This window comes from Mycobacterium simiae (assembly GCF_010727605.1).
Taxonomy (GTDB): domain Bacteria; phylum Actinomycetota; class Actinomycetes; order Mycobacteriales; family Mycobacteriaceae; genus Mycobacterium; species Mycobacterium simiae.
The window spans coordinates 4,129,941-4,156,266 of the sequence record NZ_AP022568.1; the positions used below are offsets into that span (position 1 = coordinate 4,129,941).

The window sequence follows — 26,326 nt, forward strand, 5'->3', positions numbered from 1 at the left end:
GATCTACTCCCCGTGGTGAACGAATAGCGGCGCCACCACGCTAGGGCAGAATAAACGTCCAGCTGGTGCTTTTGTGTGGGTTAGTGCGATTCGGTGGGGGTCAACGCGACGACCGGGATCGGCCGCGACGTCCGGCTTTGATACCCGTTGTACCGGTTGGCGTTGTTCCTGTTCACGAGGTCCCATACCCGCGCGTAGTCGGCGTCATCGGGGGTGATGATGCGGGCGGTGACCGGGAATCGCCGCGGCCCCACGTTGATTTCGCATTGGGGGCGTTTCCTCAGGTTGTGATACCAACCGGGGGCACTGTCGGAGCCGCCATAAGACGCGACGATCAGGTAGGAGTCGCCGTCCTTGGCGTAGCTCAGGGTGGAGGAGCGCTGCTGACCGGTCTTGGCGCCGATGGTGTGCAACAGCAAACTGTCCGGCATTCCGGGGACGTGGTGGCCGATTCGGCCGTCGGTCTTGCGGTATAGGGCGTCGTGAATGCGCAGCAGCGGACCCAGGACCAGCCGCTCGGCCGTCGTGAAGTTGCTCATGGCCTCAGTTCTACTGGCTGGCATCGATGCGTGCCAGCGCGTCGCGCAGGATCTGCCCGGTGCCTTCCCGATCCGGGTCGCGGCGCAGCAACATTCCCTTGGCCACCGAAAGCTTGTCACCGTTGCGGCGCGGTAGCACGTGCAAATGAATGTGGAACACGGTCTGAAATGCCGCGCTGCCGTCGTTGATGCCGATGTTGGTCGCGTCGGCCAGTTCCGTGGCCCGAGCGGCCCGCGCGATCCGCTGGCCCATCGTGATCATCCCGGCCAGGGTCTCCGGCGGGGTATCGGTCAAATCGACGCTGTGTCGCTTCGGGATCACCAGCGTGTGCCCTCGAGTGAACGGCCGAATGTCGAGGATCGCCAGATAGTCATCGTCTTCACAGATCCGGATGGCCGGGGCAGCACCGGCGACGACCGCACAGAACACACAGGACATGTCGTCACGGTACTGGTTGGCGCCGGCCGAGAGTTACGCTGCCGCAGTGGATGCTCGCGAACTTGCCTTCACCGGCGCGGGTGCGTTGGCACGAATGCTCGCCGACGGGGAGGTCAGGGCACCGGACCTGCTCGAGGTCTACCTGGATCGGATTGCGCGACTGGACAGCGAGCTGCGCTGCTATCGCGTGGTGCTGGCCGACAGCGCCCGTGAAGACGCCGAGGCCGCCCAGGAGCTCCTCGACGCCGGCGAGCGACTCCCGCTGCTCGGCGTGCCGATCGCGATCAAGGACGATGTCGACGTCGCCGGTGAGGTGACGGCCTGCGGTAGCGGCGGCCACGGAGCCGCGGTGTCCTCCGATGCCGAGGTGGTCCGGCGGCTGCGCGCCGCGGGCGCGGTCATCATCGGCAAGACGCACGTGCCCGAGCTGATGATCTTCCCGTTCACCGAATCCCTGACGTTCGGAGCGACGCGCAATCCGTGGAATCTCGGCCGCACCCCGGGCGGCAGCAGCGGGGGCAGCGCAGCGGCGGTCGCCGCCGGGCTGGCGCCGCTGGCGCTGGGTTCCGACGGTGGCGGTTCGATCCGCATCCCGTCGTCGTGGTGCGGCGTGTTCGGGATCAAGCCGCAACGCGATCGGGTTTCCTTGGAGCCGCACGACAATGCCTGGCACGGGTTGAGCGTCAACGGTCCGATCGCCCGTTCGGTGCTGGACGCGGCGGTCTTCCTCGACGCGACCTCGACGGTGCCCGGTTCCGATGGCGAATTCGCCGCCGCGGCCACCCGAGCGCCGGGGAAGTTGCGAATTGCCTTGAGTACCAAGGTACCAACACTTCCGGTGCGGGTCGGCCGGCAGCAGTTAGCGGCCGTCGATCAGGCCGGCGCGTTGCTGCGCGAGCTGGGCCACGAGGTCGTCACCGCCGACCCCGACTATCCCCTGGCCCAGATCTTCGGGAACTTCCTGCCCCGTTATCTGCGGGGCATCAGCGACGACGCCGACGCCCAGGCCCACCCGGAACGGCTGGAAGCGCGCACCCGCAACATGGCGCGCGCGGGGTCGTTCGTCTCCGATCGGCGAATCGCGGCCCTGCGCGGCGCCGAAGAGCGGGTGGCCGCCAGGATCCAGTCGATCTTCGACGATGCCGACGTCGTTCTCACGCCGGGCACCGCGGCCGGCCCGTCTCGCATTGGCGCCTATCGCCGCCGGGGCTGGGTATCGACCCTGCTGTCGGTGGCACAACAGGTTCCGTACTTTCCGGTCTGGAACCTCACCGGCCAGCCCGCCGCCGTGGTGCCGTGGGATTTCGACAGCGCCGGCCTGCCGTTGTCGGTGCAACTCGTCGCCCGGCCCTACGACGAGGCGACGCTGTTGTCGTTGTCCGCGCAGATCGAAGCGGCACGACCGTGGGCGCATCGCCGTCCGCCGGTGTCATGATCGGGCCGCCGGGTGGCCGGCTCCGACCCGGTAGGCGAGCTGCGCGCGCCAGGCCGCGAGCTTGACGCCCGGTTGGGTGGCGTGCGCGGGACTGGTCGACGGCAGCCGCTGGTAACCGAGTCGCGGTGGTGCGTGCGCCCGCCGGCGATACACTTCTTCGGCTTTGGCGCCGTTGAAGTAGACCTGCACAATGGTCGGGTAGCGGGCGTAGAAGTCGGCAAAGTCGTTGACCACCAAGGTTTTCGGATCGATTGCGGAGTCCGCGCTGCCGACGCGGCGGCAGCTACGCAGCACGTCCCACAATGCAACGCCGCGCGACCGCAGCGCGGCCAGACGGGCCTCATACGGCGCGGCCGCATCGAAACCCAGGAGTTCACCGGTGATGTGCCAGAAGGCATTTCGCGGATTGGCGTAGTACTGGCCCGCGGCCAGCGACTGGGCGCTGGGGAAGGAGCCCAGGATCAGCACCCGAGCTCGTTGGTCGACGACGGGGGGCAAGCCGTGCAGCAGCGGAGCGGTCATCGCCTCACATCATCGCGCGTCCGCGTTGTACGTTGGCCACGTGGGCGAGGCGGTCTACCGCGACATCGATGATTTGCTCGACGGGCTCGAGGGTGCCGCGCGCGCCGAGCGCGCCGAGCTGGTGGGTTGGCTGTTGGACCAGGGCATCACCGCGGAAGAGATTCGGGCCACCCGCCCCCCGCTGCTGCTGGCCACCCGGCACCTGATCGGCGACGACGGCACCTACGTGTCGGCGCGCGAGATCAGCGAGCAGCACCACGTCGACCTGATGCTGCTGCAACGCGTGCAGCGTGCGACCGGACTGGCCAGGGTCGACGACCCCGACGCGGCGATCCACATGCGCGCCGACGGTGAAGCGGCCGCCTTTGCTCAACGTTTCGTGGACCTGGGCCTCGATCCCGAGCACGTCGTGCTCGTCGTGCGGGTGCTCGCCGACGGTCTGTCCCACGCGGCCGAGGTCATGCGCTATGCCGCATTGGCGGCGATCATGCGACCGGGCGCCACCGAGCTCGAGATCGCCAAGGCGTCCAAAGAGCTGGTGAGCCAGATCGGGCCGCAGCTCGGTCCGATGCTCGAGCAGATGCTGTTCATGCAGCTGCGCCACATGATGGAGACCGAGGCGATCAACGCCGCCGAGCGCGCGGCGGGCAAGCCGTTGCCCGGCGCGCGCCAGGTCACCGTCGGCTTCGCCGACCTGGTCGGCTTCACGCGGCTGGGCGAGGAGCTGTCGGCCGAGGAGCTCGGTCAGCTTGCCGGCCGGTTGGCCAGCCTGGCTCGTGACGTGACGGCGCCGCCGGTGCGGTTCATCAAGACCATCGGCGACGCGGTGATGTTCGTTTGCCCGGAGCCCGAGCCCCTGCTCGATGTCCTGCTGAAGCTTGTTGAGGCCGTCGATACCGACGACGACTTTCCACGGCTGCGGGCCGGCGTGTCCGCCGGGATGGCGGTGAGCCGGGCCGGTGACTGGTTTGGCAGCCCGGTCAATGTGGCCAGTCGGGTTACCGCCGTCGCGCGGCCGGGCACCGTCCTGGCATCGGAGTCGGTGTGGGAGGCGGTCGCCGGCGCCGGGGATTACGCCGCGTCGTTCGCTGGGGCGCGCCGACTCAAGGGCGTGAAGAACGAGGTCAAGCTGTTCCGGATTCGCCGCGGCGGTACCGCCTGAATGCGGCCGGACATGTGGGCAGGCCCGGGCGGCGCTGGGGGCGTCTGACACGGTCCGACGCGGTCGGCTCCTTCCCCGCTGCCGACACTTTGAACGGCCGCTTCCGGGCCTGCTTCGGTGTCAAAAATACGCCGTTGAGCGGGCCATATCAACGGTTTTCCGGTGACCGCATAGGTCGCGCGCCGCCCCGTGTCGTTCGCCCTCGGCGAACGGTTGAGACATGATTTCGTAATGGTGTAATTATGTAATCATGAAATCACACCATGGTCATGGCCGGCGCTATGGTCGCGCCGGGGGCTGGCAGCAGGCGCAGCAGCCCGACGCGAGCGGTGCCGCGGAATGGTTCGCCGGTCGGGTACCCGAGGACTGGTTCGACGGTGACCCGATCGTCATCGTCGATCGCGAAGAAATCACCGTCATCGGAAAGCTGGCGGAGCCCACCGGGAAGCAGGAGAGCGGGGCGCGGACCGAGGGCCGGGCCGCGCGATTCCGGGAGGAGACCCGTTCCGAGCGCATGCGCATCGCCGACGAGGCGCAGGATCGCTACGGGCGCAAGGTCTCCTGGGGTGTGGACGTTGCTTCCGAAGACGGCACAGAGCGAATTCTGTTCACCCACATCGCCGTTCCGGTGATGACTCGGTTGAGGCAACCGGAACGTCAGGTACTCGATACCTTGGTCGACGCCGGTGTCGCCCGGTCCCGCTCCGACGCGCTGGCGTGGTCTGTGCGACTCGTCGGTGAGCACACCGAAGAGTGGTTGGCCAAGCTGCGCGATGCGATGTCTGCGGTCGACGATCTGCGTGCGCAGGGCCCCGGCCCCGGCTAGTGAGCGAACAGCCCAGGGCGGCAACGCTTTTGGTTCGACCGACCACCGCTAGATGCTGTTGATTTTCTCTACGATCTTGTCAGCGATCTGGCCGGCCTGATCGCTGATGTGGTATCCGCACGCGTTGATGTCGACGACCACGTTGTTCGCCACGCCCATCGCGTGCTCGCACTCCCAGCCGTCGGCGCCTTCCTGCGTCTGCAGCACCGAGATCTTCGGGGGACTGCCCTGGATTTGGGCGAACGTCCACCGATAGGTCTTGTTGCTCGAGTTCGTCACCGTCACCGTCTGCCCGGCGCAGCTTTTCCATTTGCCGGCTTCGCTTTGCAAAAACGCGGTCGCCTTGTCGGCGGTCGGATAGGCCACCACCGCCTGGTTGACCCAGTGGTCGTTGTTGTCGCCCGGTTCCGAGGACACCAGCCCGTTGATCCCGGTGTAACCGCTCCCGGCGTACACCCGATCCTGGGTCGTGTACAGCGCGCCTTGACAGTCGGGGATCGACACTGTCATCGACGAGGTGCCCATCGAGGTAATCGGCTTGCCGGGCTGGATGTTCGTCGCACCCATGATCGCGTTGATCTCCGAGGCGCTCAGCAGCAAGGAGTTCAAGCGGGTAGCCGCGACCGGGTCGGGTGGCGGCTTCGGGTCGGGGATGATCAGCCAAATGGCCACGGCGCTGACCACGACGACCACCACCACCGCGGCCGCCGCGATGATCGGCCACGGATTGCGTTTCGGTTTCGGCGGCTGTCCCGGACCCCACGGCGGGTGGCCAACCGCCTGTACCGGTGGCAGGTTGCCCGGTGGTGGGCCACCCCAGTTACCGCCGCCGCCGTGGAAATAGGCGGGGCCGGGGACGGGCTGGCTCGGCGTTGGCACGGGGCCGCTCTCGGGTGCCCAGGGCCGGGGGCTCGGTGCGTGGTGCGGTGCCGCCGGCGCGGCGCTCTGCCCCGGTCGCGGATAGGACGGCGTCGGGGTGGGGGGCGGCGGCGCGCTCACCCGCGGTGCGGGCGGAGCCGCCTGGGTGCCCGCGATCGTCGGCGGCTGCACGAGCTTCGGGTCGCCGGGCAGGGTGGCTTCCTGGCTGCGGCGCAGGATGTCGGAGGCGTGGTCTTGATCCGGAGTACTCAGGGCCTCGTGGGCGGCCAGCGCGAGATCGCCGGCACTGGCGTAGCGCTCCTCGGGCTTTTTGGCCATGCCGCGAGCGATCACCGCGTCAAACGCCTTGGGAATGCCCGTCCGCACGGTGCTGGGTTGCGGAATGGGGTCGTTCATGTGGGCCCGGACCAGCACGCCGGCGCTGTCGGCGCGGTACGGCGGCGCACCGGTCAGGCATTCGTGCAGCACGCACGCCAACGCGTAGATGTCGGCCCGGTAGGTCACCTCGTCGTTGGTGAACCGCTCCGGAGCCATGTATTTCCAGGTGCCGACCGCGGTGCCGAGCTGGGTGAGTTTTTCGTCGGTGGTCGCGCTGGCGATGCCGAAGTCGACGAGGTAGGCGAAGTCGTCACGGGTGACCAAGATGTTGGGCGGCTTGACATCACGATGCATGACCCCCGCGGCGTGGGCGGCGTCGAGGGCCGAGGCGACCTGGGTGATGATGGCCACCGCGCGCGGCGGCGTCAGCGGGCCATACCGTTTGAGCAAGCTGTCCAAGTCGGTGCCCTCGACAAGGCGCATCTCCATGAACATTTTTCCGTCGATTTCGCCGTAGTCGTGAATGGGAACGACGTGCGGTTCCTGCAAACGGCCGGCGGTCCGCGCTTCGCGCTTCATCCGCTCCCGGAAGACGGGGTCCTGGCTGAACTGATCGGACATCAGCTTGACCGCGACCGTCCACTCCTTGATGGTGTGTTCGGCCTCGTAGACCTCGCCCATTCCACCGCGGCCGAGCAGCCGTTTCAGGTGGTAGGGCCCGAATGTCGACCCCGCCCGTGAGGCCTGCTCCTCGCTCATCGTTGATCCTCCCAGCCAACCGCAGACCCGCCGACCATATCAACAATCCCCAGGCGATCCCGCCCGCCGAAACTCCAATCGGCCGTGGCTGCGCGCCCGTCTGGCCGTTCGATCGCGGCAAACATCGGCGGCCCCGAATGTCGGTTGCGTCCAAGAATCCATCAAGGATAGGGCAAGCGGATGCGCGCACCCTGTCTTCACCGAAAGCCGATCACAGCGAAGGGACGGCAATGCTCACCACCACCGGGACCGAGTTCGGGGGCCGCCTCGCCGTCGTGGCCTTCGCGGCGGCTGTCGTCGCGGTCGCGGCGATGTTGCCCGTGCGGTGGCGTACCGGAGCCGAGCGGATGTGGTCGTACGGCGTCTACTACGTCGGTTACCGGCTGTTGTCGGTTCAGGTGACGTGTGGGTCGTGGGCCGTCAGCGCGCTGCCGTTGGTCGCCAAACACGCATAGTGCTGCTCACTTACCCGCCTTACGTTGTGGATCAAGCTGTTTGAGTCGCACCGCGAGCAGAATCACCAACACCATCGCTTGGGCGGCGCACGCGCCCGCGGCCATCCACCAGCTGCTCGGTGCGTAGTCCCACATCGGGTCCTCGTCGCCGCCCGCGGTTCGGCGCAGATCGTTGAGGTCGATGGTCGAGGCGGCCATCGCGTAGGCCCAACGCGACGGTGACAACCACGCCAATTGCTCCAATGGGATGCGCCCCTTGACGCCGAACATCCCGCCGCACAGCACGAGTTCGGCCATCACCACCAGTACCAGCATCGGCATGCCTCGATCGGCGTTGCCGATCACCGCGGAGATCAGCAGACCGATCATCATCGAGACCACGGTGACGGCGACGACCGCGACCGCCACCTCGACCCGGGGCCATGGCAGGACGACGGCCTGGTCCGGCGGCGGCAGACCGACCGCCCCGAGGAATCCGAGGATCAGGCCCTGCATCGTGGTCAATCCGGTGAGGACCGCCAACTTCGAGGCCAGGTAGGCGCCGCGGGACAGCCCGATCCCGTGTTCGCGCTGATAGATGGCCCGTTCCTTGACGATCTCGCGGATCGAGGCCGCACACCCCATCAGAGCGCCACCGATGACCAGGAGCACCAACAGTTGGGATGGCTGGGTGGACTTCGTCTCGATGGCCCTGGTCAGTGACAGCCCGGCCTGGCCGGGGACGGCGTGCGCGAACAAGCTCAGCAGCAGCGGCAGCACCAGGAGTGTCACCGAGTACTGGCGATCGGCGGCGATCACCGCCAGATAACGTCGGCACAGCGTGGTGAACTGGGCGAACGCGCTCTGCTGGGCGACCGGCCGGCTGGCCGGCGGCGCCGCGTGCCGCGCTCGGTGCGCTGGATGTGGACCGGTGATGGCGGTGTGGATGGGGGAGGCGACGTATCGCCCGGTCCAGTCGGTCGTGGTGTCGTGCTCGAGCAGGTTGAACAGATCGGCGAAGTCGCTGCAGTTGAAGTAGCCCAGTGCCTGTTGCGGCGGACCGAAGTAGGCCAGCCGCCCGCCCGGCGCCAAGATGAGCAGCCGGTCGCACAGGTTCAACTGCGCGGTGTTGTGAGTGACCACCACGACCGAGCGGCCGTCGTCGGCCAGGGCGCGCAGTGTCTGCATGACCGATTTCTCGTAACCCGGATCGAGGCCGGAGGTGGGTTCGTCGAGGAACAGCAACGACGGCTTGGTCAACAGTTCCAGCGCCACGCTGGTGCGTTTCCGTTGTCCGCCGGACAGGCTGTCGATCCGCTGATTGGCATGGCCGGCAAGCCCGAGTTCGGTGAGGACCTCGTCGATGCGCTGCTTTCGCTCCGCCGCGGAAACGTCTTGCGGAAATCGCAGCCGCGCAGCGTAATTCAGTGCTTTGCGGACGGTCAGCGGGGTGTGCAGGATGTCGTCCTGGGGCACGAAGCCGATGCGATGGCGTAGCTCGGCGTAGTTCTGGTAGAGGTCCCGATTGTCGTATCGCACCTCGCCGCTGGTGGCGGGGCTGAATCCGGTCAGTGCGCCCAATAGTGTGGATTTCCCTGCCCCGCTTGGCCCCACCACCGCCATGAAGCAGCGCTGTGGCAGGGCGAAGCTGACGTCGCTGAGCAACGTCTTGCCCTTGCTGGTGACGACCCGCAGGTTGGACGCTTCGTAGGAGATGTCGCCGGTGTCAACGTATTCGACGAGTTGGTCACCGGACAGGTGCAGCAGTTGGTGACCGATGCCGACGATGTCGTTGGGTCCGATGATCGCTCGGACGATCCGGTTGCCGTTGACGTAGGTTCCGTTGGCGCTGTGGTTGTCGACGAGTTCCCATTGGTTGCCGGTGCGCCGCACCACCGCGTGGTAGCGGGAGACCAAGAGGTCGTCGAGAACGACTTGGTTGTCGGTTGCGCGGCCGATCCGGATGTCGACCTGACCCATGTTGTACACCGCGGTCGGCGGCCGAGCCACCGTCGTCTCACCGACCGGCGGTGTCGGTGTCGCAACGGTTTGTGTCCGCGCGTGCGCGGGTGGCCCGACGATCGGGTAGACCTCGAGCGGTTCCCCGGACGACGCCGACCCGAGCACGACGGTGACGGGACGGTCGATCGTCAGGCTCTCGACACGCCGGCCGTCGATGAACATCCCATTGCGGCTGCGATTGATCAGAACCCAGCCCGCCGGTGTTGGCTGCAGCACCGCGTGCTGGCGCGACACCCGGGGGTTCTCCAGTTGGATGTCAGACTCGTAGGCGCGGCCGATATTCCAGGACCTGCCGCCAGTGGTCTGCCAGGTGCGTCCCTGCGCGCGCAGTTCAAGTCTGGGAATGGTGGTGACCAATTCGGTCCTGTCGTCCACGGGTAGCCTCCGCTGCGTTAGCTAGCCAATGTTATTGGGCTGGTTGATCTTTAGCGCCATCGGATGCGGTTCAGTTCAACCACCGTACTTCGTCCACCAGGTGTGCAGCTCCTCGATTGTCGGGGGGTCGCCGAAGACGTCGCACAGCAGCAGCCGTTGCTGATTGCTCCAGACCATGTTCGGGTGGTTTTCATACGTGCCGCACGCAATCATCCCGACGTCCACTTTTGGGGCGCTGGGGTGTTGCCACGGTTCGGGATTCGTGGTGCCCCCGGGGCAGGTTGCCATCTGCAGAAGTTTGATATCGGCATCGAAAGCGTCTTTGAGAACGCCCGGATTGGGGAACAGGGCGTAGCGGCCCTTGGATGGTCCGCCGGGGTTGGTGTTCTGGTCGCAGTCGACGATCGCCAGCGCCTCCGACCAAACACTGTTCGGCTTGGGCGTGGCCGGCGTGCACACGCCGCTCGGGTAGCCCGGGGGCACGATCGACAACAGCTGGCTTTCCAGGTCGCCGGCCGGGGTGGACGTCGGGGTGGACATCCTGGTGGTCGGCTGGGAGGTCGTGGTTTGCGGCGGGGTGGTGGTGCTGTTCGCGGTCGGTTGCGGCGCCGGGTTGTCCTCATGCTGCGTCGCGATGTAGATGCCGACGGCGGCGAGCACGAGAACCATGACGAGCGCGCACACCCCGACCACGATCGGCCAGGGATTGCGTTTGGGCTTGGGCACCGGCCGGGCCGGGCCCCAGTGCGTGGGACCGCCGGGCGGTGTTCCGGTCCAGTTGCGGGCGCCGCCTTGGTAATACTGCGGCGCGGAGGCGTGCTGGCCCGGGGTGGGCACGGGTCCGCTGTCGGGCGCCCAGGGCCGGGGGCTGGCGGCGTGCTGAGGTGCCGGCGGTACCGGGCCTGGCCCCGGCCGGGGTGGTTGCGGGGTGTTGATCCGCGGTTGTGCCGTGGCTGGCGCGGTCGGCGGCGGGTCCACGGCGGTGCCGGCCGCCAGCGTCGCTTCGCGGCTGCGACGCAGAATATTGTCGGCGTGATCTTGGTCGGGCGTGCTCAGCGCCTCGTGGGCGGCCAGGGCGAGATCGCCGGCGCTGGCGTAACGGTCTTCGGGCTTTTTGGCCATGCCGCGCGCGATCACCGCGTCAAACGCCTTGGGAATTCCCGAACGCGCGTCGCTGGCCCGCGGGATGGCGTCGCTGGTGTGTGCCCTGACCAATTCGCCGGCGGTGCTCGCGCGATACGGCGGCGTGCCCGTCAGGCATTCGTACAGCACACACGCCAGCGCGTAGATGTCGGCGCGGTAAGTCACCTCGCCGTTCGAAAAGCGTTCGGGCGCCATGTATTTCCAGGTGCCCACCGCGGTGCCGAGCTGGGTGAGTTTTTCGTCGGTGGTCGCGCTGGCGATGCCGAAGTCGACGAGGTAGGCGAAGTCGTCGCGCGTGATCAGGATGTTGGGTGGCTTGATGTCGCGGTGCATGACGCCCGCGGCGTGGGCGGCGTCGAGGGCCGAGGCGATCTGGGTGATGATGGCCACCGCCCGGGGCGCCGTCAGCGGCCCGAACCGCTTGAGCATGTCGTCCAGGTCGATGCCCTCGATGAGGTGCATCTCCATGAACATCTGCCCGTCGATTTCGCCGTAGTCGTGGATGGGAACGACATGCGGTTCCTGCAAACGGCCGGCGGTGCGCGCTTCGCGCCGCATCCGCTCCCGGAAAACGGGGTCCTTGCTGAATTCTGCGGCCATCACCTTGACCGCCACCGTCCACTCCTTGACGGTGTGTTCGGCCTCGTAGACCTCGCCCATTCCACCGCGGCCGAGCAGCCGTTTCAGGTGGTAGGGCCCGAACATCGACCCCACCCGCGAGTCCTGCGCGTCGCTCATCGTTGATCCTCCAAACCAACCGCGGATCCGCCGACCATATCAACAATTTTCGGCAGATCCCCGTCCCGTAACCACCGCGACCAGCAACCATCACGGTAAGCCGTGGGCGATCCCCGGGCAGGGCAATTGCGAGATCGAAATGTGGTGGGCGGACAGCTCATGCCGTTGGCGCCCAGTAAGACTGGGCGTGCGCGGCGGTGGGTGAGGTGAAATTGCCTGTGCCGCCGCGCGTTAGGAATGTGTCGAGTTGGTCTCGTGGGGAATCTCGAAGGTGAACTCGTGGTCGCAGATCCGGATGTGATCGCCGTCTTTGAGGGTGGCCGCGGACCGGATCCGCTGGTGTTGCACATGCACTCCGTTGGAGGACCGCAGGTCGTTGATGATGAAGCTGGTGCCGGTGTCGACGATGACGGCGTGATGGCGGCTGACGTTGGCGCTGGCCAGGATGATGTCGTTGTCGCTGAGGCGTCCGATCCTGGTCTCGGCGGCGCGCAGCGGGTAGCTGCGGCCCGACGCTTCGCGCAGATAGGCAAGCGGCTTTCCGGTGGGCACCTTGGTGCGCTGGTCGAGCAGGGTGATGGTGCCGACGGCCGTGGTGCGCGCGGATTTCTTGGCGTCCAGCGGCTCCTGGCGCAAGATCCGTTCGTTGAGGTCGCGCAGCGTCGGGCCCGGATCGATCCCGAGTTCCTCGGCGAGGATGGTCTTCACCCGGCGGTAGGCGGCCAGCGCATCGGACTGCCGGTCGGTCAAATAGTAGGCCGTGATCAACTGGGCCCACAGCGGCTCGCGGTAGGGGTGCTCCGACGTCAGCGCTTCCAACTCGCTGATCACGGCGGCGGCGCGTCCGCAAGCGATTTCGGCCTCGGCCTTGGCGGTGTGAACCAGAATCTTCTCCTCGACCAACGAGGTGGCGAAGCTGTCGACGAATTGGAAGTCGTGCAGATCCTCGAGTACCGGCCCCCGCCATTGCGCCAGCGCCGCCGACAGGTGCTGGCTGGCTTGCTCGAACTGGTTGGCCGCGGCAGCATGCACACCCGCGGTCTTCTCCGTGATGAACCGCCCTAGATCGCAATTGGTTTCAGCCACGCTGAGCCGGTAGCCGGGTGGCGCCGCGGCCAGCGCCACCCGGGGGTCGATGCCCGCGCCGCCGAGCAGCTTGCGCAGATTCGACACGTAGGAGTGGATGCTGGCCCGGGCGCCCGACGGCGGCTCGTCATCCCACAGGGCGGTGATGAGCCTTTCGATCCCGACCGGGCTGTTGCGGTTCATCAGCAGCATGGCTAGCACGGCGCGCTGTTTGGGTGTGCCCAAGGGCACCAGCGTGCCGTCAACAGTCATCTCCAACGGCCCAAGAAGACCGAATTCGAGACGTTTGTCTACCATCGTCGCTTACCAGCCCTTCCGGGTTCGCTACGCGGCGTCGCCTGCCAATACCATGCCATTACCTGTCGGTGTGCTACTCATTGTGATACCAACGCCGTCGATTCAGTCAAAACCGAATGCCCGGTGTGCCGCGGTAAGGCAACCGGTCGGCTGGATCCGGCACTGAAATGTCTTTCCCGGCACGCAAACCCAAGTAGCCGCGTACACCGGCCCGCCGGCCAGAAGGATCGGCGGCTCAGGTGGTGAACACCATCAATTGCTTACTGGCTCCCCACGCTTGCAGAAACAGCGCCAGGGGGATCTGCTCGTCGCGGCCTTCGGGGCTGCCGCTGTCGTTGAGGTGTACCACCTCGTTGGCGGTATCGACACCGGTCACCACGACGGCGTGATCGCCGCGCGGATCACCGTTTTCGTCCTTGGTCTGCACCGGCTGGTGCCAGATCAACTCCGCGTTGACGCTGACGATCACTTTGTGGCCCTCACTCAACTGTTGCTCGACGCCCTCGATGCCGGCGGCGACACCGTCCTGGGCGACATGGTCTTTGTTGGTGATGACGGCGTGGATCTTGTACAGCTTCAACAGTGTCGGGACATCGGCAAAACTGGTGCCCATCCCGGAGTTTGGGTTCTTGGTATTGGCCGGTGTCGTGTAGATCGAGCCCGGGTGCACGACACTCGGGGTGGCTTGGGCCCGCTTGATGATGGCGCGTTCCGAGGGTTCCTTGCCGGTGATCTGACCGATCACGTCGGCGCTCGACATCAATACGCAGTCATCGTATTTCTGGTAGCGCCAGTACTGCGCGGCGGCGGCGGGGTCTCCGTACATCGTGCCCGCGGCCGCCCCGGCGGGGGATGCCAGTCCCAGCGTGATGGCACTCGTGAGGACGGCAAGGGCTGCGGTTTTGGCGATCTTCATGGTGGTCCCTTTCTCGGTCCGCCGTGTTGCGGGCGGGTTGAGAAAAGGGTCGGATCGTGGCCTAGCCGTTATCTCCACGAATCCTTGGAGTGATCCGGGCGGGGCGGTCGCGGTTGGTTGCGGCTAATTGCAGGCCCACGTGTCGATGACGCCCCCACCAAGTTTGGTCAGCGCGTCGCGCATCGCCGAGGCCAGGGTGGGTCCGACGCCACCTTGGAAGGCCCGGCCGTTGGTCGCGACGGCGCCGCAATCGGTGAAGCTGGTGAGTACTTTGCAATCCCGGTAAGCGCAGTTCTTGACCGCGGTGACTTCGGCTGCCGCTCGGGTCGGGTAGTCCCAGGCGCGGCCCCAGGAACCGTTGCTGGAGTAGGCAATTGCGCCGTGATCGTCGGCGGCGCCGGCCACCGGCGCCAGCCCGACGCCGATGGCGGCGGCGCTGACGATACCGGCGGCGGCCAGAATGAACCGCCGTCGACGAGTAATCATCCTCATTGGTGATTCCTTTCCGAATGCCGGCGGTCCGGCGGTTGCAGCGGATTGCGATTCACGGTGGTGCACCGGGCCGAACGGTCAGCTGGGTTTGGTCGCGGTGACGGTCTTGCCCCAGTCGGACATGGTCAGCGTCACCGAGGTGTCATTCGTCGGGTGGATCTGAAGCTGCACGAGATGCGAGGAGCCGTCGGAGGCGATCCAGACCGTGGTGGGTACCGTCGTGACACTTTCGGCCGTCAGCTTGGATCCGGCCAGCGTGGCGATGTCGTCGGCGGAGGAGTTGCCGGTGATCTTGGTGGTCGCGACGCCATTGACCTGTTCGGTGCCCGCCACCGAGCCGCCCTGGAGCTTGGCCAGCACGTTGGCCAGCCCCTTGTTGGGGTCGAGCAGCACCGAGACGTTGTAGATCGAGGCGCCGTTACCGAAGTCGGTGTAGGTGCCGGGTTGTCCCAGGTCGGAATACAGGTGTCCGTCAATGTAGACGAACTTTGCCTCTTGGGGCGTCTTGCCGACGATTAGCGACGCGTTGCCAGTGGCCACGGTCTGCGGTGTGTTGGAGATGTCACCCTCGAGTTTGGTCACCCGCAGGTTCGGGACGTCACCCTGCACGGTCACGGTCACGTGCATCCCGGTGACCTTGGCCATCGCGTCGGCGGCCTGCTTGAGCAACGTGGCCGCTTCGCTGCTCGACGTGGTGGCGGTCGTCCCCGGCGGCTTGCCGCTGTTCGAGTTGCCCGAACAGCCACCGATAACGAGGACCAGGGCGAGCGCGGCGGCCGCGGCGGCGGTGACGGTGCGAGGCGAGAGCTTCATCGACATCTCCTTGAGGGATCGGCCACGGCTGCTTCTTGAATAGCAAATCGCGGTGCAGCAGAGCAACAGCGGGGGGCCAGGATGGCCGCGACGAATTGCTCTGATTAATGCGGAATTTCACTCGTGCCGGTCACGGGTTCAGGTCCCGACCCGCCCGGATCGCGGCGCTAGCAATGGTGAATGGGGGGATCCCGGCGACCGAGATCCCCCCATTCGGGTTGGTGAGCGATTTAGGTGAGTTGCGAGGCATACTGCGGGCAGTAGGCCTTGGTCGCGTCCACGACGAAGTAGGCCGCCTGGTGACTGGTCAGGTTGGTCTGCTTGAGGACTTCGGTGGCGACGTCGGTCCCGGTCTTGCCGGAAGCCAGCTCCCGGCACACCTGGTGGCCTTCCCGGACCGCTTCGGCGGGGGAGCTGAAGGAGATGCCGAGGTTGTCCATCTGGGAGATGAACGCGTCGTCGGCGGTGGTGGCCGCGGCGGTGCCGGCGGTGCCCAGTGCGACAAGGCCGATGGCGGCGGCGCCGATCATGGTGCTGGCAACGGTCTTGATGCGGTGAGTGAACATTGCTGTGATCCTTTTCAGGTTCGGTTGGGGTGCTGATGCGACTAGGTTCAGCCCCGCGCCTAAATGGATCCTCAATAACTTCTTGGCGTCGTTTCAGTAACGCCTCAGGTCGGCCGAACTAGGCCTGGCTCATTGCGTAATAGGCGCCCCGCCGCGCCATGAGGTCGGCGTGATTGCCCTGCTCGACGATACGCCCGGCCTCGAGCACGACGATGAGGTCGGCGCCGCGGATCGTCGAAAGCCGGTGTGCGATAACGAAACTCGTGCGATCCCGGCGAAGTTCGCGCATCGCGCGTTGAATCAGCGCCTCGGTGCGGGTGTCCACCGAGCTGGTGGCTTCGTCGAGGATCAGCAGTTGCGGGCGGGCGAGGAATGCGCGCGCGATTGTGATCAGCTGCTTCTCGCCGGCGCTGATGTTGTCGCCGCCTCCGCTGATCCGGGTCTGGTAGCCGTTCGGCAGCGTGTGCACGAAGCGGTCCACGTAGGCCGCGGCGGCTGCCTCGATCACCTCGTCGGGGCCGGCGTCGGGTCGTCCGTAGGCGATGTTCTCGGCGATGGTCCCGTCGAACAGCCAGGTGTCCTGCAGCACCATGCCGATGCGTGAGCGCAGGGTCTGTCTGCTCACGGTGGTGATGTCGACGCCGTCGACCAGGATGCGTCCGGAATCGGGTTCGTAGAACCGCATCAGCAGGTTCACCAGCGTGGTTTTGCCGGCTCCGGTCGGCCCGACGATCGCCACGGTGCTGCCCGGCTCTGCCGTCATCGACACGTCGTGGATGACTGGAGTGCCGGGCTGGTAGGCAAAGCTGACCTGCGCAAACTCGACCCGCCCGGCTGCGGGCGGACCGTTGGGCTGGGGTCGCGCGGTTGTCCCCGGCGGGTCCGGTGTTTCCTCGGGCTCGTCGAGCAGGGCGAACACCCGCTCCGCGCTGGCCACCCCGGACTGCAGGGTGTTGTACATCCCGGCCACCTGGCTCACGGGCGTGTTGAACTGGCGGACGTACTGGATGAATGCCTGAATGCTGCCGAGGGTGATCTGTCCGGTCGCCACCTGCAGCCCGCCGAGCACCGCAACCGCGACGTAGCCCAGGTTGCCGATGAACGTCGTGGCCGGTGCCACCAGGCCGGCGAAGAACTGCGATCCGAAGCTTGCGTCGTAGACGTCGTCGTTGAGGGTGCGGAATCGGTCCCGCGCCGCGGCCCGGTGACCGAACGTCTTGACGACGGTGAATCCGCTGTAGGTCTCTTCGATGTGGGCGTTGAGGCGGCCGATGCTGGTCCACTGTGCCACGAACAGCCGGTGCGACCGGCGGCCGATCGCCCGGGTCGCCAGCAGCGAGAGCGGCACGGTCAGCAGCGTGATCAGGGTCAGCGGCGGCGAGATGGACAGCATCATCGCCAGTACTGCCACCACGGTCAGCAACGCCGTGAGTAGCTGACTGATCGTCATCGACAGCGACGATTGGACGTTGTCGATGTCGTTGGTCATCCGGCTCAGCAGCTCGCCGCGCAGCCGCCCGTCGAAGTACGACAGCGGCAACCGGTGGACTTTGTCTTCGACGTCGTTGCGCAGCGCGACCATGGTGCGTTGCAGTGTCACGTTGAGCAACCGCGATTGCGCCCAAACAAGCAGTGCGGCAACCAGGTACATCGACAACGCGATGGCCAACGTTTGCGCCACGGCACCGAAGTCCACTCCGCGGCCGGGTACCACGTTCATCCCGGACAACAGGTCGGCGAAGGTGGTTTGACCGCGAGCGCGGGCCTGGGCAACGGCCTGCGCCTTGGTGATCCCCGCGGGCAGGCCGCGTCCGATCACCCCGTTGAAGAGTAGATCCGTGGCGTGGCCGAGGATTCGCGGCACGACAACCCCGATGGCGGTGCCGGCCAGGCCCAGGGCGATCACCGCGATGCTCAGGTTTCGTTGTGGTGCAAGTCGTCGCACCAGTCGCGCGGCGGTACTCCAGAAGTCGCGCGACCGGGTCACCGGGGTGGCTCGAGTGGTCGTCACGGGATGTCCCCGACGTGGTCGGATCGCACCGCGTCCACCGACTGCGAGTCGGCGAATTCCGCGTAGGCGCGGCAGGAGCCGAGCAGCGACTCATGCGTGCCCGAGCCGACCAACTGCCCGTCGTCTATGACGACGATGTGATCGGCCCGCGAAGCCGTCGAAATCCGCTGCGTGACAACGATGGTGGTGGCATTACCGGCGACCTCTCGCAACGCGGCGCGGACCCGCGCCTCGGTATGCACGTCCAGCGCGGAGAACGCGTCATCGAACAAATAGATCGCCGGGCTGCGGATCACGGCCCGGGCTATCGCCAGCCGCTGCCGTTGGCCACCGGAGAAGTTCATGCCGGCCTGGGCGACGCGCATCTGCAGCCCGTCGGGGTGTGCGCGGACGAAATCGTCGGCCGCGGCCACCCGCAACGCTTCCCACATGTCGTCGTCGGTCACCGCCTGGTCCGGCGTAGCGCCCATTCGCAGGTTCTCGGCCAACGTGCCGGCGAAGAGATAGCCACGCTGCGGCACCAATCCGATTGCCGCCCAAAGTCGTTCAATGTCGTAGTCGCGGACGTCGAGGTCGTCGAGGCGCACCGCCCCGGCGGTCACGTCGTAGAGCCGGCAGATCAGCGACACCAGCGTCGATTTGCCCGAGCCGGTGCTGCCGACGATTGCGGTGGTGGTGCCGGGTCGGGCGGTCAGCGAAATCTGGTGCAGCACTGGCCGCTCGGCGCCCGGGTAGGTGAATGCCGCAGCATCCAAGCGCACCACGCCGGTGATTCCGTGCGCCGGAAGCTTCGGCTGCTGCGGGCTTGCGACGGCGGCCCGCGTCGACATCACTTCGGTGATTCGCTCGGCACACACCGACGCCCGCGGCAACACCACCAGCGTCATTGTCGCGACCAGCACGGCCATCAGGATCTGGGTGAAGTACGCGAGGAACGCGGTGAGCGAACCGACCTGCATCTGCCCGCGATCGATGCGCAGCCCGCCGAACCAGACCAGCGCGACGCTGGACAGGTTGATGGTCAGCGTCGTCACCGGCAACATCAGCGCTTGCCAGTTGCCGGCCGTCAGGGCCGCATTCGACAGGGCGGCGTTGGCGCGAGCAAACCGGTCGCGCTCAAAGGCTTCGCGGGTGAACGCCCGAACTACCCGCACCCCGGACAACTGGTCGCGCATTACCCTGTTGATGCCGTCGATCAGCGCCTGCATGCTGCGGAACAGTGGCAGCATGTGCGACATGATCCAGTAGTTGGCCACACCCAGCACCGGGACGCTGACCAGCAGCAGCCAGGTCAGCGCGGCCTCCTGGTGGATGGCCATGAAGATTCCACCGACACACATGATCGGCGCGGTCACCAGCACCGTACCGGTCATCTGCACCAGGTACTGGATCTGCCGAACGTCGTTGGTGCTGCGGGTGAGCAGCGTCGGGGCGCCGAATCGGGCGGTCTCGCGTTCGGAGAACGTGGTGACATGTTCGAACATGGCCAGGCGCAGGTCGCGGCCGAACCCCATCCCGGTGCGGGACCCGAAGTAGGTGGCGCCCATCGAACACAGCACCTGCAGCCCGGTGACTGCCAGCATGAGGACGCCGAGCCTGACGATCGTCGCGGTATCACTCTTGGCGACGCCGTCGTCGATGATCGCGGCGTTGAGCGTCGGCAGGTACAGCGTTGCCAGGGTGCTGATCGTTTGGAGCATCAGCAGCGCCGCCACCAGCCGGCGGTACGGCCGGATGTACTGGCGCAGCAGTGCCAGAAGCATTGGGTAACTGTCGCATATGGCGCGCGGCGTGGTGGCGCGCACCGCCGGGCGGTTGCGTGCGGGAGCGGTATCCGGCAAACGCACCGAAACGCCTGCTCAGGTGGCGTGTCGGTGGTTGACCCGCGGGGCTGCCGCTACAGTGCATCGTGTGGACCAGCAGCAAGCCGAGCGGAAGCAGGGTAGCGGTGCATCGTAACCTCGCGGCGCTGGCCATGGCGGCCGTGACGATTCTGGTCCCGTCGGTGGCGGGCTGTTCCGGTTCCGGTGACAACAAGCCGGGAAGCACGTCGTCGTCGGCTCCCGGCGACGCCGAGGGGCATCATGGGCCGATGTTTCCGCAGTGCGGTGGCGTCAGCGATCAGACGGTGGCGGAACTGACGAAGGTGAGCGGGCTGATCAACACCGCGCGTAACTCCGTGGGCTGCCAGTGGCTGGCCGGGGGCGGCATTCTCGGACCGCACTTCTCTTTCTCCTGGTATCGCGGCAGCCCGATCGGACGCGAGCGCAAGACTGAGGAGCTATCCCGCGCCACGGTCGACGACATCACCATCAACGGCCACAGCGGCTTCATTGCGGTTGGCAACGAGCCGAACCTGGGCGACTCGTTGTGTGAGGTCGGAATCCAGTTCCAGGACGACTTCATCGAGTGGTCGATCAGCTTCAGCCAGAAACCCTTCCCGCCGCCGTGTGACATCGCCCGAGAACTGACTCGGCAATCGATTGCGAACTCGAAATGATGACAAGACGCATCCGAACGGCGGTAGTCGTTTTGCTCGCCACGCTGGTCGTGCTGACCGGTTGCTCGAGGTCGATCGGCGGTAACGCCGTCAAGGCGGGTTCGGGCAGTGTGCCGCGCAACAACAACTCCCAACAGCAATATCCGAATTTGCTCAAGGAGTGTGAGGTCTTGACCAGTGACATCCTGGCCAAGACCGTAGGTGCGGACCCGCTGGATATTCAGAGCACGTTCGTCGGGGCGATCTGCCGCTGGCAGGCGGCCAACCCCGCCGGTCTGATCGACATCACCCGGTTCTGGTTCGAGCAGGGCAGCCTGAGCGAAGAGCGCAAGGTGGCCGACTTCCTCAAGTACAAGGTGGAAAGCCGGGCGATCGCGGGCGTGAATTCGATCGTGATGCGTCCGGACGATCCGAACGGCGCGTGTGGCGTGGCCAGCGACGCCGCCGGGGTGGTCGGCTGGTGGGTCAACCCTCAGGCGCCCGGTATCGATGCGTGCGGTCAGGCCATCAAGCTGATGGAGCTGACGCTGTCGACGAACTCCTAGCGGGGTTCAGCGCGGAACGTGGAAGCCGGTCAACGCGGCGCTGCCGAGTTGTACGTCTTTCCAGTCGCCGGCCACGTGCAGCACTGCGATTCCCGACGTCGGGTATTTCTCCGAAATACGTTGGATGGCAGCATTATCGGTGTCTTCGCCACCCGCCAGGCCCAGCGCCAGGGCGGACATCGTCGGTTCATGTCCGACCACGAGCAGGGTGTGGACCGTGTCGGCCACGCCGTTGATTTCGTCGATCATCGTCCCCGGGGTGGTGTGGTAAAGGCGTTCACGGTACTGCACCGGGGCCTCGATGCCCGTGTGTGCCAGTGTCTGCCGGGCGCGGTTTGCCGTGGAGCACAGCACGAAGTCGATGCTCGGCTGGTTGGCACGCAGCCAGTCCCCGCCCAGCCCCGCTTCCCGAATGCCGCGCGGCGCCAATGGGCGGTCATGGTCGGCGACGCCCGGCGGGTAGCCGGATTTCGCATGCCGCATCAGCAACAGCGTGCGCTGAGTTTCGCTCACCCGCTTCACGTTAGGCGACGGTCACTCCTGCTGTGGTTCGCGGAGTTGTTGTTCGGGGTGGTGGTAGGAGTTGGTGCGGGGTTGGCCGCGGTCGAGATGTGGCGGCGGGATCCATTCGGTGTGGCCGTTGGCGCGTCGTCGGGTGGTCCAGCCGTGGGGTTGCAGGAGTCGGTGGTGGGGTCCGCAGGCGAGGGTGAGGTTGTCGATGCCGGTGTCGTGGCAGGTGGCGTAGTCGGTGATGTGGTGGACTTCGCAGTAGTAGCCGCCGACGTCGCAGGCGGGGGCGGCCAACTTCGCCAGGACGGCGTCCAGGGTCGCGCGCAGTTCGGGGGTCAGCCAGCCGCTCACCGCGGACATGCCGTCGGGTTGCTGCCTGCCCAGGGTCAGGCCGCGACGGTGCGCACGGTCGTCGGCGGTGAAGTTGCCGTCGGGGTTGAGGCAGTCGGTCAGCTTCTCGGCGAGCCGGGCCAACTGGTCGGGCCGGTACTGGGTAGCCAGCCCGGCCAAATGCGTTTCGGCCTGGGTGCGGGTGTCGTCGTCGATCCAGCCGGGCAACCGGTGGTAGAAGCCGCGAATCACCGCCACATGCTCCCGCCCCAACCGCCCCGCACGCTGCCCGGCCGCAGTCGCGGCCAACACCGGCGCCAACGGCGCCCCGGTCAACGCGCACCGCTCACCCAGATCGGCGGCTTCACGGACCCGCCGTCCGGCTTCGGCGCGGCTGACCTGCGTCCAGTCGGCGATCGCATGCGACAATCTGCCGCCCAACTCCGCCGGCGTGGCCTCCCGGGCCAACTGGTTGATCAGCGGGTGCTCGCCGGCGGGCAGCATGCGGCGGACCCGCTCGTAGCGGGCCAGCATCACCAACCGATCCCGAGTCGTGAGCATCCGGGCGTCGAGGCCAAGAACGGTGTCGAGCGCGGCCTCGAGCGTGTCGAAGGCCGCGGTGACGGTGTCGCCGTCGAGCAGTGCTGAACTCGAATTCATACCCCGACGCTAGGCACCCCCACCGACACAAACCGGCCCCGATGTGACAACAGAAACGTAAGTGACGCAAGAAAATTCGCCAGTGTGCAGCCACGGCGAAACTCAGCCAAACCCGGACCAAACGACACCTCCACCAAACTCCGTCGAGGCATGCCGGTGCGCGTCCCCCGAGTTGTCGGTGCACCCACTTAGACTTCGCGGTGCCTTGATAGCCACGCCGTTGCCGAAGGGAGCGCCGGGATGCGATTTCTGCATACCGCCGACTGGCAGCTGGGCATGACCCGGCACTTTCTCGCCGGGGACGCCCAGCCGCGGTACTCGGCCGCCCGTCGCGATGCGGTGGCCGGCCTGGGCGCCCTGGCGGCCGAGGTGGGCGCCGAATTCGTCGTTGTCGCCGGCGATGTATTCGAACACAATCAGCTCGCTCCCGAGGTGATCGGTCAATCGCTGGAAGCCATGCGCGCCATCGGTATTCCGGTCTACCTGTTACCGGGAAACCACGATCCCCTCGATGCGTCGTCGGTGTTCACCAGTGCCTTGTTCAAGGCCGAATGTCCGGACAACGTCGTGGTGCTCGATCGAGCCGGCATCCATCAGGTGCGGCCGGGCGTCGAGATCGTCGCTGCGCCATGGCGGTCCAAGGCTCCGACCACCGATCTGGTCGCCGAAGTTCTCGACGGCCTGAGCCCCGCACCCGTCACCCGCATCCTCGTCGCCCACGGCGGCGTCGACGTCCTGGACCCCGACCGCGACAAGCCGTCGCTGATTCGACTGGCCGGGCTCGAGCAGGCACTCGCTCGCGGCACGGCCCACTATGCGGCGCTGGGGGACAAGCATTCGCTCACCCAGGTCGGCGGCACCGGCCGCGTGTGGTATTCCGGGTCACCGGAAGTCACGAATTTCGATGACGTGGAATCCGACCCGGGACACGTCCTGGTCGTCGACATCGATGACTCCCGTGCGGTGTCGGTGATGCCCCATCGAGTGGGGCGCTGGCGATTCGTCACCTTGCACCGCCAGGTCGACAACAGCCGCGACATTGCCGACCTCGACATGAATCTCGACCTGATGACCGACAAGGATCGCACCGTGGTGCGGCTGGCACTGACGGGTTCGTTGACGGTGACCGATCGCGCCGCCTTGGACGCCTGCCTAGACCGATACGGTCGGCTGTTCGCCCACTTGGGCACGTGGGAACGCCACACGGACCTGGCGGTGATCCCCGCCGACGGCGAGTTCACCGATCTGGGGATCGGCGGGTTCGCCGCCGCGGCGGTCGAAGAGCTGGTCGCCACGGCTCGCGGCGACGACCTCGAGTCGGCCAGCGATGCCCAGGCCGCACTGGCGCTGCTGCTGCGGCTGACCGACCGGGGCGCGGCATGAAGTTGCACCGGCTGGTATTGACGAACTACCGCGGAATCCGGCACCGTGACCTCGAATTCCCCGACCGCGGCGTGGTCGTGGTGAGCGGCGCCAACGAGATCGGCAAGTCGTCCATGATCGAGGCGCTGGACTTGCTGCTGGAGTCCAGGGACCGATCCACCAAAAAAGAAGTCAAGCAGGTCAAACCCACCAACAGTGATGTCGGTTCCGAGGTAACGGCCGAAATTAGCTGCGGCACATACCGATTCGTGTACCGGAAGCGGTTCCACAAAAAATCCGAGACGGAGTTGACCGTACTGGCGCCGCGCCGCGAGCAACTGACCGGTGACGAAGCGCACGATCGCGTACGCGCGATGCTCGCCGAGACTGTGGACAACGATCTGTGGCATGCCCAACGCGTCTTGCAGGCCACCTCGACCGCCCCGGTCGATCTGTCCGGTTGCGACGCGCTGTCGCGGGCACTCGACGTCGCCGCCGGCGACCAGGCCGCGCTGTCGGGCAACGAGCCGTTGCTGATCGAGCGCATCGACGCGGAATATGCACGTTACTTCACCGGTACCGGGCGGCCCACCGGCGAATGGGCCGCGGCCATCTCCCGGCTGGCCGAGGCGGAGGACCGCGTGGCCGAATGCCGGGCGGCGGTCGCGGAGGTCGACGATCGGGTGGGTCGCCATGCCGCGCTGACCGCGCAAGTCGCCGAACTCTCGCACCTGCAAGTCGCGACGGGTCCGCGACTGGCCTGCGCGCAGGCCGCGGCCGATAAGATCGCCGACCTCACTCGCCAAGCCCGCGAAGCCACATTGGTCGCGGCCGCCGCGGCGGCCACCAGCAACGCCGCCACCGCCGCACACACCGGGCGGTTGCGACTGGTCGCCGACATCGAAGCCCGCGCAGCGGCTGTCGCGGCCGCCGAGGCCGCGGCACAGCAAGCCGCCGAGGCGCAGACCGAGGCGCGTGCGCAGGCCGACGCGGCCGGTGCGGCGCTGCGGCAGGCCAGCCAAGTCGTGGCCGACCTGCAGGCTCGCACCGACGCCGCACGGCGGACCGTCGATCAACTCGCCGGCCGCGAAGAGCGTGACCGGCTGACCGCACGACTGGCCAGGATCGAGGCGATCCAGCGTGACCGCGGCCGCGTCACTGCCGAGTTGGACCGGATCGTCCTCACCGAGGAGCAGCTTCGGCGCATCGAAGCCGCCGCCGCCGCCGTCGACCGGACCAGCGACCAGCTGGAGATGATCTCTGCGGCAATCGACTTCACCGCCATTGCTGCGGTCGAACTCACCGTCGGACACCAACATGTGTCGTTGTCGGCCGGAGAGAGCCTGTCGACGACGTGCACGGGTCCCACCGAGATCGAGGTGCCCGGTGTTCTGACGGCGCGGATCACCCCCGGCGCGACTGCGCTCGACGTTCAGGCGAAACACGCTGCTGCCCAACAGGAATTCGCTGCCGCGCTGACGGCCGGTGGGGTCACAGATCTCGCCGCGGCCCGCTCGACCGACCAGCATCGCCGTGAGTTGCAGAGCAGCCGCGACCAATTGAGTGCGACCCTGTCCGGCGTGTGCGGCGACGACGACATCGACGCGCTGCGGGAACGCCTGGCGCGGCTGCGCGCCGATCAACCGGCCGAGCCCGACCTCTTGCGCACCGATGTTGGCGCCGCCCGCACCGAGCTCGACACCGCGCAAGCGGCGCTGCTGACCGCAACCGCCGCATCCGAGGCCCGCCGTCGTGACGCCGTGGCCGCGGACACCCGGCTCACCGAAACCTCCACGACTGCAACACTTCTACTCAGCGAGGTGACCAGCCAGCAAGCCGAACTGAGCAGGGCCGCCGCCCAGCTCGTTCAAGAGCGCGCCTCGGTGAGCGACGAAGGCCTGGCCTCGTCGGCGCTGGCCGCGCAACGCGCCGCAGAAACCGCGCAGCAGCGGGCCGACGAACTGGACCGGCAATTGGCCGACGCCGCGCCGGACGCGGTTGCCGCCGAATTGGCGGCGGCCACCGAGGCCGCCTGCTCGCTGCGCCGCCGCCATGAAGACGCGACCGCGCAACTGCGTGAACTGGCCGTCGAGCTCTCGGTTTTCGGCAGTGAAGGTCGGCAAGGCAAGCTTGACGCCGCGGAGATCGAGCGCGAGCACGCGGCCAGCCAGCACGCGCGGATCGGCAGCCGGGCCCGGGCCGCCCAGTTGTTGCGGTCGGTGATGTCCCGCCACCGCGACACCACCCGGCTCGGTTATGTCGAGCCGTACCGCACGGAATTGCAGCGGCTCGGTCGCCCGGTCTTCGGGCCCAGCTTCGAAGTCGACATCGACACCGACCTGTGTATCCGCAGCCGAACCCTCGACGGCGTCACGGTGCCCTACGACTCGCTGTCGGGCGGGGCCAAGGAACAACTCGGGATCTTGGCGCGCCTCGCCGGTGCCGCCCTGGTCGCCAAGGAAGACGCGGTCCCGGTCGTGGTCGACGATGCGCTCGGCTTCACCGACCCGGACCGCCTGGCCAAGATGGGTGAGGTGTTCGACAGCGTTGGCGCGCACGGGCAGGTGATCGTGTTGACCTGCAGTCCCGACCGTTACGACGGAGTCAAGGGCGCGCACCGCATCGATCTCAACGTGTAGCTCGAAGA

At 66.9% G+C, this 26,326-nt stretch carries 23 protein-coding genes; 8 read left to right on the forward strand and 15 right to left on the reverse strand.

The features are described from left to right. Positions 1–80: 80 nt before the first annotated feature. Both G6N33_RS19370 and G6N33_RS19375 read right to left on the reverse strand, forming a co-directional pair. Positions 81–539, reverse strand: a complete 459-nt coding sequence (locus G6N33_RS19370; protein ID WP_044507455.1) for a nitroreductase family deazaflavin-dependent oxidoreductase — start codon at positions 537–539, stop codon at positions 81–83. Positions 540–549: 10 nt separating this feature from the next. Then, entirely contained in the window at positions 550–978 is a 429-nt protein-coding gene (locus G6N33_RS19375) for an HIT family protein (RefSeq protein WP_044507453.1), read from the reverse strand. 46 nt (positions 979–1,024) lie between these two features. On the opposite strand from G6N33_RS19375, the gene G6N33_RS19380 reads away from it, so the two are divergent. Then, a complete protein-coding gene (locus G6N33_RS19380) occupies positions 1,025–2,413 on the forward strand; it encodes an amidase (protein WP_101528566.1) in 1,389 nt (462 codons plus the stop codon). On the opposite strand, the gene G6N33_RS19385 is transcribed toward G6N33_RS19380, so the two are convergent. Beyond that, positions 2,408–2,935 carry a DNA-deoxyinosine glycosylase gene (locus G6N33_RS19385; protein ID WP_044507451.1) on the reverse strand — a complete coding sequence of 176 codons (528 nt, stop codon included), beginning with the start codon at positions 2,933–2,935 and terminating at the stop codon, positions 2,408–2,410. The genes G6N33_RS19380 and G6N33_RS19385 overlap by 6 nt on opposite strands. Before the next feature lie 25 nt (positions 2,936–2,960). On the opposite strand from G6N33_RS19385, the gene G6N33_RS19390 reads away from it, so the two are divergent. Further along, a complete protein-coding gene (locus G6N33_RS19390) occupies positions 2,961–4,097 on the forward strand; it encodes an adenylate/guanylate cyclase domain-containing protein (protein WP_044507448.1) in 1,137 nt (378 codons plus the stop codon). Between the two features lie 250 nt (positions 4,098–4,347). Beyond that, positions 4,348–4,923 carry a hypothetical protein gene (locus G6N33_RS19395; protein ID WP_044507447.1) on the forward strand — a complete coding sequence of 192 codons (576 nt, stop codon included), beginning with the start codon at positions 4,348–4,350 and terminating at the stop codon, positions 4,921–4,923. A 48-nt stretch (positions 4,924–4,971) separates the two neighbouring features. On the opposite strand, the gene G6N33_RS19400 is transcribed toward G6N33_RS19395, so the two are convergent. Then, positions 4,972–6,879, reverse strand: a complete 1,908-nt coding sequence (locus tag G6N33_RS19400) for a serine/threonine-protein kinase PknH/PknJ (RefSeq protein WP_101528538.1) — start codon at positions 6,877–6,879, stop codon at positions 4,972–4,974. A 230-nt stretch (positions 6,880–7,109) separates the two neighbouring features. Between G6N33_RS19400 and G6N33_RS19405 the strand changes: the two genes are divergently transcribed. Beyond that, positions 7,110–7,334, forward strand: coding sequence for a hypothetical protein (locus tag G6N33_RS19405; RefSeq protein WP_044507444.1), 225 nt, complete (start codon positions 7,110–7,112; stop codon positions 7,332–7,334). Between the two features lie 6 nt (positions 7,335–7,340). Here the strand turns inward: G6N33_RS19405 and G6N33_RS19410 are convergent, their stop codons facing one another. From G6N33_RS19410 to G6N33_RS19450, 9 genes are all read right to left on the reverse strand, one after another. After that, positions 7,341–9,710, reverse strand: a complete 2,370-nt coding sequence (locus tag G6N33_RS19410) for an FHA domain-containing protein (RefSeq protein WP_101528539.1) — start codon at positions 9,708–9,710, stop codon at positions 7,341–7,343. A gap of 75 nt (positions 9,711–9,785) precedes the next feature. Further along, the gene (locus tag G6N33_RS19415; RefSeq protein ID WP_044507438.1) at positions 9,786–11,591 is read right to left on the reverse strand and encodes a serine/threonine-protein kinase; all 1,806 of its coding nucleotides are present in this window, start codon (positions 11,589–11,591) and stop codon (positions 9,786–9,788) included. Positions 11,592–11,822: 231 nt separating this feature from the next. Further along, complete coding sequence (locus tag G6N33_RS19420) at positions 11,823–12,974, reverse strand: BTAD domain-containing putative transcriptional regulator (protein WP_044507437.1); 1,152 nt, start codon at positions 12,972–12,974, stop codon at positions 11,823–11,825. A gap of 235 nt (positions 12,975–13,209) precedes the next feature. Then, the gene (locus G6N33_RS19425) at positions 13,210–13,890 is read right to left on the reverse strand and encodes a C39 family peptidase (protein ID WP_044507436.1); all 681 of its coding nucleotides are present in this window, start codon (positions 13,888–13,890) and stop codon (positions 13,210–13,212) included. A gap of 123 nt (positions 13,891–14,013) precedes the next feature. Next, positions 14,014–14,376: a DUF4189 domain-containing protein gene (locus G6N33_RS19430; protein ID WP_101528540.1), complete on the reverse strand. Its 363-nt coding sequence runs from the start codon at positions 14,374–14,376 to the stop codon at positions 14,014–14,016. A gap of 84 nt (positions 14,377–14,460) precedes the next feature. Beyond that, complete coding sequence (locus G6N33_RS19435) at positions 14,461–15,195, reverse strand: LppX_LprAFG lipoprotein (protein WP_044512177.1); 735 nt, start codon at positions 15,193–15,195, stop codon at positions 14,461–14,463. A 230-nt stretch (positions 15,196–15,425) separates the two neighbouring features. After that, on the reverse strand, positions 15,426–15,761 hold the full coding sequence (locus G6N33_RS19440) for a DUF732 domain-containing protein (RefSeq protein WP_044507434.1): 336 nt from the start codon (positions 15,759–15,761) through the stop codon (positions 15,426–15,428). 118 nt (positions 15,762–15,879) lie between these two features. Continuing rightward, a complete protein-coding gene (locus tag G6N33_RS19445; RefSeq protein ID WP_101528541.1) occupies positions 15,880–17,796 on the reverse strand; it encodes an ABC transporter ATP-binding protein in 1,917 nt (638 codons plus the stop codon). After that, complete coding sequence (locus tag G6N33_RS19450) at positions 17,769–19,535, reverse strand: ABC transporter ATP-binding protein (protein ID WP_101528567.1); 1,767 nt, start codon at positions 19,533–19,535, stop codon at positions 17,769–17,771. Before G6N33_RS19450 ends, G6N33_RS19445 begins: the two co-directional genes overlap by 28 nt. Before the next feature lie 212 nt (positions 19,536–19,747). On the opposite strand from G6N33_RS19450, the gene G6N33_RS19455 reads away from it, so the two are divergent. Together G6N33_RS19455 and G6N33_RS19460 are read left to right on the forward strand one after the other, a co-directional pair. Continuing rightward, positions 19,748–20,272: a DUF3558 domain-containing protein gene (locus G6N33_RS19455; RefSeq protein ID WP_101528542.1), complete on the forward strand. Its 525-nt coding sequence runs from the start codon at positions 19,748–19,750 to the stop codon at positions 20,270–20,272. Then, the gene (locus tag G6N33_RS19460; protein ID WP_163771598.1) at positions 20,272–20,817 is read left to right on the forward strand and encodes a DUF3558 domain-containing protein; all 546 of its coding nucleotides are present in this window, start codon (positions 20,272–20,274) and stop codon (positions 20,815–20,817) included. Before G6N33_RS19455 ends, G6N33_RS19460 begins: the two co-directional genes overlap by 1 nt. 6 nt (positions 20,818–20,823) lie before the next feature. Here G6N33_RS19460 and G6N33_RS19465 read toward each other — a convergent pair whose 3' ends face one another. Then, on the reverse strand, positions 20,824–21,300 hold the full coding sequence (locus G6N33_RS19465) for a SixA phosphatase family protein (protein ID WP_101528568.1): 477 nt from the start codon (positions 21,298–21,300) through the stop codon (positions 20,824–20,826). A 51-nt stretch (positions 21,301–21,351) separates the two neighbouring features. Continuing rightward, positions 21,352–22,317 (reverse strand): HNH endonuclease signature motif containing protein, encoded by a 966-nt coding sequence (locus G6N33_RS19470; protein ID WP_044507424.1) that lies wholly within the window; start codon positions 22,315–22,317, stop codon positions 21,352–21,354. A gap of 240 nt (positions 22,318–22,557) precedes the next feature. Between G6N33_RS19470 and G6N33_RS19475 the strand changes: the two genes are divergently transcribed. Both G6N33_RS19475 and G6N33_RS19480 read left to right on the forward strand, forming a co-directional pair. Next, a complete protein-coding gene (locus G6N33_RS19475) occupies positions 22,558–23,700 on the forward strand; it encodes a metallophosphoesterase family protein (RefSeq protein WP_044507422.1) in 1,143 nt (380 codons plus the stop codon). Continuing rightward, on the forward strand, positions 23,697–26,318 hold the full coding sequence (locus G6N33_RS19480) for an AAA family ATPase (RefSeq protein WP_101528543.1): 2,622 nt from the start codon (positions 23,697–23,699) through the stop codon (positions 26,316–26,318). Before G6N33_RS19475 ends, G6N33_RS19480 begins: the two co-directional genes overlap by 4 nt. Positions 26,319–26,326: the final 8 nt, after the last annotated feature.